Origin of the sequence: Cohnella baijiui (assembly GCF_020731285.1) — a bacterium.
Classification (GTDB): Bacteria; Bacillota; Bacilli; order Paenibacillales; family Paenibacillaceae; genus Cohnella.
Genome location: NZ_JAJFOW010000022.1, coordinates 65132 through 77114, shown reverse-complemented (window position 1 = coordinate 77114; position 11983 = coordinate 65132). Strand labels below are relative to the sequence as shown.

The 11983-nt window shown below is 60.6% G+C and carries 9 protein-coding genes; 5 read left to right on the top strand and 4 right to left on the bottom strand.

Annotation, left to right across the window (positions count from 1 at the left end):
• Positions 1-145: 145 nt before the first annotated feature.
• The 4 genes from LKX83_RS19315 to LKX83_RS19300 form a co-directional block, all read right to left on the bottom strand.
• Entirely contained in the window at positions 146-1036 is an 891-nt protein-coding gene (locus tag LKX83_RS19315; RefSeq protein WP_227883956.1) for a fructose bisphosphate aldolase, read from the bottom strand.
• A 109-nt stretch (positions 1037-1145) separates the two neighbouring features.
• On the bottom strand, positions 1146-2225 hold the full coding sequence (locus LKX83_RS19310; RefSeq protein WP_227883954.1) for a lactonase family protein: 1080 nt from the start codon (positions 2223-2225) through the stop codon (positions 1146-1148).
• A gap of 325 nt (positions 2226-2550) precedes the next feature.
• Positions 2551-3297 (bottom strand): class I SAM-dependent methyltransferase, encoded by a 747-nt coding sequence (locus tag LKX83_RS19305; RefSeq protein ID WP_227883952.1) that lies wholly within the window; start codon positions 3295-3297, stop codon positions 2551-2553.
• Positions 3298-3447: 150 nt separating this feature from the next.
• Complete coding sequence (locus tag LKX83_RS19300; protein WP_227883951.1) at positions 3448-4731, bottom strand: hypothetical protein; 1284 nt, start codon at positions 4729-4731, stop codon at positions 3448-3450.
• 500 nt (positions 4732-5231) lie between these two features.
• Between LKX83_RS19300 and tyrS the strand changes: the two genes are divergently transcribed.
• The 5 genes from tyrS (at position 5232) to LKX83_RS19275 (ending at position 11962) form a co-directional block, all read left to right on the top strand.
• Positions 5232-6491, top strand: coding sequence for a tyrosine--tRNA ligase (tyrS, locus tag LKX83_RS19295; RefSeq protein ID WP_227883950.1), 1260 nt, complete (start codon positions 5232-5234; stop codon positions 6489-6491).
• A gap of 241 nt (positions 6492-6732) precedes the next feature.
• Entirely contained in the window at positions 6733-8514 is a 1782-nt protein-coding gene (locus LKX83_RS19290; protein ID WP_227883948.1) for a sensor histidine kinase, read from the top strand.
• The gene (locus LKX83_RS19285; protein WP_227883946.1) at positions 8514-9929 is read left to right on the top strand and encodes a response regulator transcription factor; all 1416 of its coding nucleotides are present in this window, start codon (positions 8514-8516) and stop codon (positions 9927-9929) included. The genes LKX83_RS19290 and LKX83_RS19285 overlap by 1 nt, the downstream gene beginning before the upstream one ends.
• A gap of 189 nt (positions 9930-10118) precedes the next feature.
• Entirely contained in the window at positions 10119-11027 is a 909-nt protein-coding gene (locus LKX83_RS19280; RefSeq protein ID WP_227883944.1) for an ABC transporter permease, read from the top strand.
• Positions 11028-11029: 2 nt separating this feature from the next.
• Positions 11030-11962 (top strand): carbohydrate ABC transporter permease, encoded by a 933-nt coding sequence (locus LKX83_RS19275; RefSeq protein WP_227883991.1) that lies wholly within the window; start codon positions 11030-11032, stop codon positions 11960-11962.
• Positions 11963-11983 lie beyond the last annotated feature (21 nt).

The following is an 11983-nucleotide window of genomic DNA, read 5'->3' as shown; positions in this document are numbered from 1 at the left end:
TTTCGTTTCGATCGACTTCGTTCCCCAGGATGAACGATTCGTCAAAAAAAAAGCACCTCTTAGAAATCATCGGAATAACCAGAGGTTAGTCCGATGTTTGTTCTAAGGGTGCGGTTTATTTTGACTTGGACTCTCGCTTTTGCCGTTAGGGGTTCACGGATGCTTCGTAGATGGCCTTGACCGAACGGGACAGCATCTCGTTGAACGCCTCGTCGGATTGCTCTGCGGACAGGCCTTCGGACAACGCGCGCGAGAAGCTGGCGATCAAGCCGCGGTGGCGGGCAAGCTTCTCGTTGGCTTCCGCTTGCGCGTAGCCGCCAGACAGCGCGACAACCCGGACGACATGGGGATCCTGCATCAGATCGGCGTAGAAGTCGTCTTCCGTTGGAATGGAGAGCTTGAGCATGATCTTCTCATCCGGCGCCAAAGCGGAAAGCCGCTCCGCAATCGCTTCCTTCAACAACCGCTCCGATTGGACCTTGTCCGCGCTATAAATATCGACTTCCGGCTCGATGATCGGTACGAGGCCTTTCGCGATGATGCGGCTGCCGATCTCAAACTGCTGCTTCACGACCTGGCGGATGCCGTCGGGATTCGCTTCCTTGATGACCGACCGCATTTTCGTGCCGAAGATGTTGCGCGCAACGGCACGCGTCAGCAGATCGTCCAGATCCGGGATCGGCTTCAGCAGCTGCACGCCGTCTTTCGGGTCGGCCAGCCCTTTGTCGACTTTGAGGAACGGGACGATGCCTTTCCGCTCCCACAGATAGTCGGCGGTCCACTGCCCGTCGATCGTTCGGTCCATCGTGTTCTCGAACAGGATGGCGCCCAGGATGTACCGCGCGTCGAAGGCTGGGCTTTGGATGATGCGGGTCCTCATCTCATGCACCAGAACATACATTTCTTCCTCGTTCGCGAAGCTGGACTCCGGGATGCCATACTGCTGAAGGGCTTTGGGGGTGCTGCCCCCGCTCTGGTCCAAGGCGGCGATAAAGCCTTGACCCGTACGGATACGCTCCAATTGTTCGACATTCATGGTTCGTTTCTCCTTCCCTTGCATGGACTCAAAGACCTTTTGACCTTCTCATTATAGCACTTTTGGCGGCGCTAGATGGGACGAACTGCCAGCGGCTCGCGTTGCTTGCTTACTCAGCAAAGGATGCAAATTGGATGCAGACCGGCTTGGATACCTTCAGCTCGCTGCCGGTCGGCTGCAGCTTGCCGGTCTCGGCGTCGCGCCGAAAAGTGACGACGTTGTTGCCGTCGCGATTGGCCACCAGGACGAAGCGCCCGTCAGGCGATACCGCGAAGTTGCGGGGATGGCCGCCGAGCGTCGGCGCATGCTCCACCGGCGTGAGCCGGCCATCCGCCGGGGCGACGGCGTACACCGCCAGGCTGTCGTGGCCGCGGTTGGAGCCGTACAGGAACTTGCCGTCCGGGGACAGATGAATATCCGCGCAGGCATTGTCTCCTTCATAGCCGTCCGGGAGCGTCGAGACGGTCTGGACGACGTCGAGCCGCCCGCCTGCCGCATCGTAGGCGTAGACGGTGATCGTGCTGTTCAACTCGTTGATGCCGTACCCGAACGACAGCGTCGGATGGAAAACGAAATGGCGCGGGCCCGAGCCCGGCGCGATCGCGGTTTCGCTCTGCGGCGTCAGCGTCCGGTTCTCCGCGTCGATCCTGTAGACGAACAACTTGTCCAGGCCGAGATCGGAAACGACGGCGAAGCGGTTGTCCCGGTCGACGACGACCGAGTGGACGCGCGCCTGGCTCTGCGCCGGCAGTACGCTGGCGCCTTCGTGCCGGCGGATCTCGGCGGTCGGTCCGATCCGTCCGTCGTCCAGCAGGGGCGAAACGGCGAACAGCCCGCCGTGATAGCTGGACGTGATCGCGATTCGGCGCGATCGGTCGAGCGCAATGTGGCAGGACGTCGCCGGCGCCGTGATCGTCTCGTTCAAAGGCTGCAGCCGCGCGGTCGCGGCATCGAATCGGTACGCCGCGGCCGCGCCGCAGCGCCGTCCTTCGGCATCCTTGCCTTCGGTGAGCGCGTAGAGAACCCGTCTCGTCTCGTCCGGGACGAGGAACGTCGGATTCGCGAGGCCGGACGTCTGGCTTTGCAGCTCCAAAGCGCCCGTTCGCTCGTCGTACGCGCAGACGTTCACGCCCGGCCCGTCCGCGTCCGCGTAGGAGCCGAGAAAAGCAAATGCGGATGTAGTCGTCAATGCAGGTGCACCTCCATGGGACATGTCGCTTTCCCTAAATAGTAACACGATTTCCTGAAAAGGCCTATCGGGACGCGTTTGGGTGCGGGACATCGACGGAAGCGAGCAATCCGCAAGAAACGCGGTTCCGCAGCTTCGGCTAGAATAGGCTTGTACGATCGAACCGAACGAAGAAGAGGTGCTGCGACGATGGGAGCCTGGTGGGAATCAGGCGCGAGCGAGCCATGTAACCCGAAAAAATCGGGTTACAGCAGCCCGCCCAAATCGCGCGAACGGACCGTGTAACCCGAAAATTCGGCAGGTTTGCCGGGACGTATTCGAGGCGTCATGAGCGGAGGCCGGTCACGATGCGCACGGGCGGAAACATCTGAAGGTGACGGCGGGACACGGCGACTTCCTTGAACCCGGCTTCGGTCAGCGCGCGCGCATAGGCATCGGCATACCGGAAATCGAGCAGCGCGACTTTGCCGCCCGGCTTCAACACGCGAGCGATCTCCTCGATCGCTCTTTTTCTTTCCGCCTCATGCGGGATGTTGTGAAGAGCCAGGCTGGAGACGACGACGTCAAAGGTATGGGCTTCGAACGGCATTTGCCGCGCGTCGGCATGGACAATCGTAATGCGATCAAAGACGTTTTCCCGCTCGGCGTTGCGAAGAGGAATGTCCGGATGGTTCCCGGACTGATCCCGCGAATTCCAGATGTCGATGCCGGTCGCGCGGCCCCCGGTCAAGCGGCGAGCCGCCGCGATCAAAACAAAGCCTCTCCCGCAGCCGACGTCGAGCACGTGTTCGTCTCCCCGCAGCTGCAGCATGTCGAGCATCTTCCGCACGACGATCGCTTTGCCGCGCTTGCTGCTCCAGATCATATAGACCGCCTCGGCTAGGCAGAAAACGCTGACCAGTCCGAGCCATGCCCCCACGATCAGCCAGACCCAGCCCCGGAACAGGAAGGCGGCGATCGATCCGCCGGCAAGGAGGAGGCCGATTCCGATCAAGTTCCGAATGACCACCGGCGCATCTAGTCCGTATTGTCCTTTGCTCGCGTGGGCCGCGCCCCCTCTACGATCCGACACCGCGAATCCCTCCCGCATCGAATTTCCTTTCCACGGATTCATTATCGCATCGGTGGAAGCGTCGGACATCGGTCTGCGGTCGGTTCTATGCGGCTCCGAGGGCGAACGAACCGTCGAACCCGAATAATCCGGCTCGAAGGCCCGTCTCGTCTACCAATCTCGCTGCGTCGGCTTCAGATCCGATGCCGGCACGAGCGACGCCGCGACGAACAGGAGCTGATCCGGGCTGTACGGCTTCGCGGTATATATCGACAGATACGTGCTCCCGCGCTTCAAGTACCAGGCGCCGGAGCCGGGGGACGCTTCGATCCACGCCGCCTCGCCGCCGGGGAGCTGGACCGTCTTCCGCGTTTTCGCGCCCGAACCCGGCCGCAGATCGTGCTTGGCCATCCTCACCTCAAAGTGCGGGTAGGTGATCTGGACGGTTTTTTGCTCGCGGTCGACGGTCGCCTGAATGCCGTAATCGGTGGCGATGCCTCGCGCGGGCGCGTACGGGACCTTCAGGCCGATGTCGGCCGCCGCGTCCTTAATGGCCTGCAGCTCGCCCGCCTCGTACGGGATCGTCACGAACCGGTTGGACCAATACTCTTCCGACGTATACTGGCCGAAGGTCCGAAGCTTGCCCTCGTCCAGCCAATACAGTCTGACGAGATTCGCCTTGAATTCGGCGACGACGGCGGATTCGGGGCTGATGCTCGTCGCGGCGGCACCGAGCGCGGCGCCGAGATCGCACCATTCCGCATGATCCTCGTTCCAGCGATAGACGTAGGTGTGCGGCTCCGTCCCGGCCGTGGCTACGATTTCGCGGGCGCCGTCGAAGTCCAGGTCCGTTTCGCTTGCGTGGCCGCTATCCACGTTCAGCACGGCCCGCGGCGCATCGCCCGCCAGCGACAGATAGCGGGTGACCGTTGCCGAAGCGCCGACGGTGCCGGTTACCTTGAGCAGCTTTTGGCCGAACGCTTCGACGTTATCCTCCGCGGCGACATCTTCAGGTTTCTTGTACGCCGCGCCGGCGATCGCGCCCAAATCGTATGCCTTGTCTTTCGCGACCAAGGCCGCATAGAGCTGGTCGGCGTCCGCTTTGGCGGCGTAGACGACGACTTTCATGCCCGGATGCGACTTCAGCTTGTATTCGTGCAGCGCGCGCTCCACGCCGGACGGCCAGTCGGCCAGCGGCGAGACGGCCGGGACGTCCGTCACCGGCCGCCAGTCCAGCGCGACTTCGCCATATTCGTCTCCGAGCGGCAAATCCGAATCCGCGGAGGACGGAGCGGCCTTCTGCGACGCAGACGCGCCCGGCGCGGGCGGAGAAACGGACTGCGAAGCCGATGGCAGCGGTCCGGCGCCCTGCGCGAGCGGCTTGTCGCCGCAGCCCGCGAGCAGCGCGGCCGCCGCGGCAATGCTAAGGACGGTTGTCCAAGTAGGGCGATTCATGGCTTCACCTCCCAATCTTTGCACCTAATGGACGGTCGAGGCGGCGAAATGGTTTCATGCCGGCGCAGGTCGCGGCTGCCGACAGACAGGAATGCCGACAGACGGGACATGCCGACAGACGGGAATTGACACGGATTTGCGAATTCACTATACTGTCTGTAATTCAATATGCAGCATGCGTTGAAGGAACCAGTAGCCCGCTTAGTCTCTGTCGCAGAAAGCCGGGGGTCGATGAGACCCGGTACACGCTAAGCCCGCGAAGTACACTCCGGAGCATCCCGGGTAATGCCGGGCGTCCTGGCGAACGATATCTCGCCGAGAGCGGCAGTCCGCGCGCGCCTATCTGGCGTTGTCACAGGCTGCAATCTGGGTGGTACCACGGTCTAGATCGATCGTCCCTATGTCTACTTCGTAGACGAGGGGCGATTTTTTGTTGCCGCGGCGGGCAATCCGCGCGGAATCGCACGATCTCACATGCCATTGAAGGGGTGGATTCGGAAATGAACATTATCGACGAATTGGAATGGCGCGAAGCGGTCAATCAGCAGACGGACGCGGAAGGATTGCGGGAGCTGACGAATCAAAAGGCGATCTCGCTCTACTGCGGCGTCGATCCGACGGGCAGCAGCATGCACATCGGGCACTTGATTCCGTTTATGGTACTCAAACGGTTTCAGCTGGCGGGGCACCGGCCCGTCATCCTGATCGGCGGGGCGACCGGCACGATCGGCGATCCGAGCGGCCGTCAGGCGGAGCGCTCGCTGCAGACGCTCGAGCAGGTGCAGGAGAACGTCGACGCGCTGACCGCGCAGATGAAGAAGCTGTTCGTCATCGAAGGCGACAACCAGATCCGAATGGTCAACAACTACGACTGGACGCACAAGATCAACGTCATCGAGTTTTTGCGCGACTACGGCAAAAACTTCAGCATCAACGCGATGCTGGCCAAGGACGTCGTGGCGAGCCGGCTCGAAACGGGCATCTCCTTTACCGAGTTCTCGTACCAGATTTTGCAGTCGCTCGACTACCTGCATCTGTACCAGCATGAGGACGTCCAGCTCCAGATCGGCGGCTCCGACCAATGGGGCAACATCACGAGCGGGCTGGATCTGATCCGCAAAAAGGAAGGCTCGGAAGCCAAAGCGTTCGGCCTGACGATTCCGCTCATGCTCAAAGCCGACGGCACGAAGTTCGGCAAAACGGCCGGCGGCGCCATCTGGCTCGATCCGAACCTGACGACGCCGTACGAGTTCTACCAGTTCTGGGCCAATACGGACGACCGGGACGTCGTCAAATATTTGAAGTACTTCACGTTCCTGTCCCAGGAAGAGATCGAGGCGCTGGCCGAAAAGGTGCAGATGGAGCCGCACAAGCGCGAAGCGCAAAAGGCGCTCGCCGAGGAAATGACGCGGTTCGTGCATGGCGAAGCGCTGCTGGAGCAGGCCAAGCGCATCACCGCCGCGCTGTTCAGCGGCGACATCAAGTCGCTGACGGCGGACGAGATCGAGCAGGGCTTCAAGGAGATGCCGACGTTCGAAGCGGCGCCCGAGCCCCGGAACATTGTCGACTGGCTGGTCGAGCTCGGCATCGAGCCGTCCAAGCGGCAGGCGCGCGAGGATATCGCCGGCGGCGCGATCTCGCTGAACGGCGACCGCGTCACCGATCCGACGCTGGAAGTGTCGGCAGACCATGCGATCGGCGGACGGTTCGTCATCATCCGCAAAGGCAAAAAGAACTACAGCCTCGTCAAGATGATCTGACGAAGCGCGGCTAAGCGACGCCCCCTCGGGCGGACCGGAGAGAGCCTCTCCCTGACGGTCTGCCCGAAGGGGCATTTTTACGTTCGGGGAGGTTCGAATTTTACCGCTTCGCCGTCCCGCGCCTACCTCTGCCGGCCCTCGAACGTCCTGGCGGCCGATTTCTACCGCTTGACGGTGCCGCGCCGCGAACGCAATAATAGAGGCCTGGTCCGTCAATCTATCGGAATGGGAGTGAGCTGTCTTGGCTTTCCTCCGCAAATGGTCCATCCGCTCGCAGCTGCTCCTGCTGGCCGCGTTTACCGTCATCGTCGTCCTGTCGATCATTTTGTACAGCTATTCGGTCATGACGGGGATGATCACGCGCAACCACGAGCAATACGTGAAGCAGACCGTATCCGAAATCCATAAGAACGTGACGTCCAATCACGATTTCATCAATCGGCTGATGCAGGATATCGCCTACAACGAGGACGTGCAAAGCTACCTGACCGACGGCAGGGGAAACGCGAACATCGACATGATCAGGCGGCTCAGCCGCATGCTCTCCCGCGACAAAGAGCTGAAGGAAGGCATTCTGGACATCGTCATTTCCGGCAACCAGGGCGCTTGGCTGGATATCAACGGAGGCAACTTCTACGTAGAGCCGCTGAAGGACGCGTTGCCCGCCAAAGCGAGCGCTTATTACGTCGGCATGCGGCCGTTCGGCGGCTTGTACAGCGGCCGGCCGCAGATGATCTTCGCGACCTCGATCTATTACGTGAAACAAGGCGATCTGTTTAACCGGAACATCGGAACGCTTTTTTTTATCCTGAATCCTAAAGCGCTTGCAGGAGAAGAAAACTACAACCTGGAACGGACGAACACGGAAATCTTTTTGCTCGACCGCGAAGGCAGCATTATTACGAGCAATACCGGGTTGGATCCGGGCAGCACGCTGCCGGATTTCGCGAGTTTCGGCGAGAGCGGCGGGAACGCGATGGTCGATTGGAACGGCGAAACGTACGTGATGGAACAAGACCGGCTGCCGGACATCGACGGAACGATTCTCAGCATGGCGCCCAAACACGAGCTGCTGCGCGATCTGGCCGACACCCGCCGGGAAGAGCTGATCCTGCTCGGCATCGGGCTCTTGCTGCTGGCGATCCCGTTCACGTTTATCATCAACAATATTTTGCGGCCGTTAAACAAAATGGTGTTCTTCATGACCAACGTCAAGCGAGGAGAATTGCCCCGCATCCGGAAACGGCTGTCCCTGGGCGGGTACCTCGAGATCAACATCATGGCCGCCGAGTTCAACTCCATGCTGGACGAAACCGAACAGCTGACGGAGCGCCTGCTGGACACGAACGCCAAGCTGTACGGAACCGAGCTGGCGAAGCGCAGATCCGAACTCGCCTTCCTGCGCAGCCAGATCAATCCGCATTTTCTGTACAATACGCTCGAATCGATTACGGGCATGGCCGTCGTGGAAGGGCAAACGAAAATCAAGACGATGACCCGGGCGCTGTCGACGATTTTCCGGTACAGCATCAAAGGGGCGGACAAGGTCCCCCTCCGCGAGGAGATCCGGATCGTGGAATCGTACGTCTCCATTCAGCGCATCCGCTTCGAGAACCGCTTCGAGACGCATTACCGGGTGTCGGACGCGGCAGCGGCCTTCCCCGTTCCGCGGATGATCTTGCAGCCGCTCGTCGAAAACGCCGTCTATCACGGATTCGAGCCGACGATGCGACCGGGGAAGCTGACGGTCGGCGCGGACGTGACGGAAGAGGGGATCCTCGCCGTGTGGGTGGAAGACGACGGCGTCGGCATGCCGCCCGACCGGCTCGAGGAGCTTCGGCGGCAGCTCGATGAATCGGCGTCGGATCTGCTGGACGCGCCGGAAAAGAAAAGCATCGGCCTCGTCAACGTCAACAACCGCATCCGCATGACGTTCGGAAGCGGCAGCGGCCTGACGATCGAGAGCGTCCCGGGACGAAGCACCCGCGTCGTGCTGACGATCTCGGAAAGGGGAGATTCGTAATGCATAAAGTGCTGCTGGTGGATGACGAAAGCTGGGTGGTGGAGAGCCTCAAGGATCTCGTCGAGTGGGAGCGCCATGGCTACGAGGTGGTTGGCCAAGCCCGAAACGGCGCGGAAGCGCTCGAAGCGATCCGGAGGCTGTCGCCGGACGTCGTCTTCACCGACATCCGCATGCCGGAGATGAACGGGCTGGAGCTGATCCAGCGGGGCAAGACCGCGTCCCTGCCGGTTCAGTTCGTCATTGTAAGCGGATACGCGGAATTCGCGTACGCGCAGAAGGCTTTGAACCAGGGGGCGTTTGCTTATTGCCTCAAGCCGTTCGACGAAATCGAAATCACGGGCGTGCTGGCGCGGCTGAGCCGAACGTTAAAGGATCAAAACCCGCCGGGGGATCGCGCCTTGTTCTCGCTGATCGGGGAAGTCGAGGGGGATCAAGGCCTGCGGCTGCGCGAGGAGCTGCGCAAGCGCGGTATCGCGGAGCGGGAGAATGACGGCTTCTTCGTCGCCGTGTCGATCGGCGCCGGCACGCTGCCGACGCCGGGCGTTCCCTGCCTGAGCTTCAAGACGGGCGCCGGCAAGACGGCTTACCTGATCGGGGGCGGACGCGCCGCCGATGCGCTGGCCGCGTGGCGGGACGGCCTGCCCCCGGGCATCAAGGGCGTGGGTGTCAGCCGCGGCGATTCAGATTTCGCGCTGATCCAGGACCGCATCGAAGAAGCCGATGCGCTGGCTTACCAATATTTCATCGCCGGCGGCCCCGGGGTGTTCGAAGCGCGCCCGCCGGGGGAAGCGGAGCTGAACCCGATGCTGGCCGAGATGGGCGAAGCGGTGCGCGAGAGGGACGAAGCGGAAGCGCTGCGCTGCCTGGACCGGATCGAAGCGCTGTTCCGGGCGTCGACGCTGTCCGTCCGCCACGCATTCCAGGTGTACAACATGGCCGTCGCGCTGCTGTTCAAGCTCGGCCAATCCGAGACGATCCTGTACGGCTACGATCAGCTTGCCCAGGCGTTTCCCGACGTTTACGCCATGCTGGACGAGTTGCGGGCGCTGGCCGTCCGAAGTCTGGGACAGGCGGAGGAGCCGGGCGGAGAATCGCGAAACCAGACGTTTAACGCCATGCTGCAGCACGTGAACCGCCGTTATCGCGAGGATCTGTCCCTCCAGGGCTTGTCCGAGCAATTTTTCATGAATCCGAGCTACATTAGCCAGCTGTTCAAAAAGGAAGTCGGAGAGACGTTTACCGCCTACGTGACCAAACTGCGCATCGCCCAGGCGTGCGAACTGCTGGAGAAATCGGACGGCTCGCTTCAGGACATCGCCGAAAAGGTCGGTTATCACGACTACTTTTATTTCACTCGCCAATTCAAAAAACTGACCGGCCTGACCCCGACGCATTATCGGCAAACGCATTCGTAAGCCCGCTCCGCATGGACGTTTTTTAGATAAGCATGGATTATTTTTAGGAAGCCTTCGGCGAAGGCTTCTTTTTTTGTCGGGACGGCAGGCGAAGCGGTCCATTTCCCTAAATCCCGTGCATACCGAAAGGCGGGACGACGCGAGATAATGGGAATGCGCAAATGGCAACGCTTACGAGGAGGATCGCGAATGACCAAAAGTTTGGGGAAGGAACTGTACAAATACCGTTATCTCTACTTGCTGCTCCTCCCTACGGTGCTTTTCTATGCCCTGTTTCAGTACTTGCCGATGTACGGCGTACTGTTGGCGTTTAAGGAGTATCATTTCAAGGCGGGCATTCTCGGCAGCCCTTGGGTCGGCTGGGACAACTTCGAGGCGCTGCTGCGGCAGCGCGAATTTTGGCAAGCGTTTCGCAACACGGTCATCCTGAGCCTGGGCCGCATTGTGTTCGAATTCCCGGCCGCCATTCTGCTCGCGCTTCTCATCAACGAAGTCGCGGGGCGGAGGCTCAAGAAGTTTTACCAAACCGTGTTCACCTTTCCGCACTTTATCTCTTGGGTCATCATCAGCGGCATCTTGTTCAATTTTTTGGGCAGCGACGGCGTGCTGAACCAGATTCTGGCCGCGTTCGGCGCGAGCAAGGAGTCGTTTCTCACAAGCCCCGGCCTGTTCCGGGCCATCGTGTTCCTGTCGAACATCTGGAAGGAGGTTGGCTGGAGCGCCATCATCTACCTGGCGGCGATCGCGGGCATCAACCCCGAATTGTACGAGGCCGCCTACATGGACGGCGCCAACCGGTTTCAACAACTGATGGCCGTCACCTGGCCGTCGATTCGCGGAACGGCCGGCATCCTGCTGATCTTGTCCGTGGGCAACGCGATGAACGGCAATTTCGAGCAAATTTTCAACTTGTACAACCCGGGCGTATACAGCACGGGCGACATTATCGATACTTACGTGTATCGTTCCGCGTTCGTCGACGGCTCGGGCTTCGGCGTATCGACCGCGATCGGCCTGTTCAAGGCCGCGATTAACTTCGCCTTGCTGTACGCCGCCAACTTCGCGGTGAAGAGGCTGGGCGGGGAAGGACTGGTGTGAAGATGGAAACTTCGGCAACGATGCAAAAGGAGACCCGTCCGGTTACGGCGGGCGCGGCCAAGCGGAAAGGCGGGACGGGCGCGGCGGACATCGTCATTCATCTCGTGCTGGCGCTGCTGGCGCTCGCGACGGTTCTCCCTTTTTACAACGTGTTTCTCATGTCCTTCAGCAACACGGTCGCGGTGTCCAAACAGATGGTCTACCTCGTCCCTACCGTCATCGACCTGTCCGCCTACCATTACATTTTCCAGGAGCCCCGGTTTTTGAAAGCGGTTCTCGTCACGCTGTTCGTCACCGTCGTCGGCACGACGGTCAATATGGGGGTCACGCTGACCGGCGCGTACGTCTTGTCCAAAACCGGTTATCCCGGCCGCAGAGCCGTCATGGCGCTCATCATCTTTACGATGTTTTTCAACGGCGGGCTCATTCCGTATTACTTGACGATGAAAAACCTCCATCTCATCAACAATCTGCTCGTGATGGTGCTTCCGGTGGCCGTCAACACGTTTTACCTGATGATCTGCATCGCCTTCTTCCGCACCATCCCGGCGGCGCTCGAGGAGTCGGCCAAGATCGACGGGGCGAACGACATTCAGGTGCTGGCGCGCGTGATCCTGCCCGTAGCCAAGCCGATGATCGCCACCATTGGGCTGTTCTACGCCGTCGACCGATGGAACGAGTGGTGGAACGGCGTGCTCTTCATGACCAACGTCAATCTGCTGCCGCTGCAAGCGCTGCTGCGCGAATTGCTGACCAATTACGCCCAGGTGCTGAGCAGCATCAACGCGAACGTCTCGCTGCAAAACACCGATCTCCATCCCGAAATGCTCAAAATGGCCGTCGTCGTCGTCAGCGCGCTGCCGATCGCCTGCCTGTATCCGTTCCTGCAAAAGTATTTCGAAAAAGGCGTCATGATCGGCTCGATCAAAGGATAGTAGAAGCGCAAGCTTTTATTA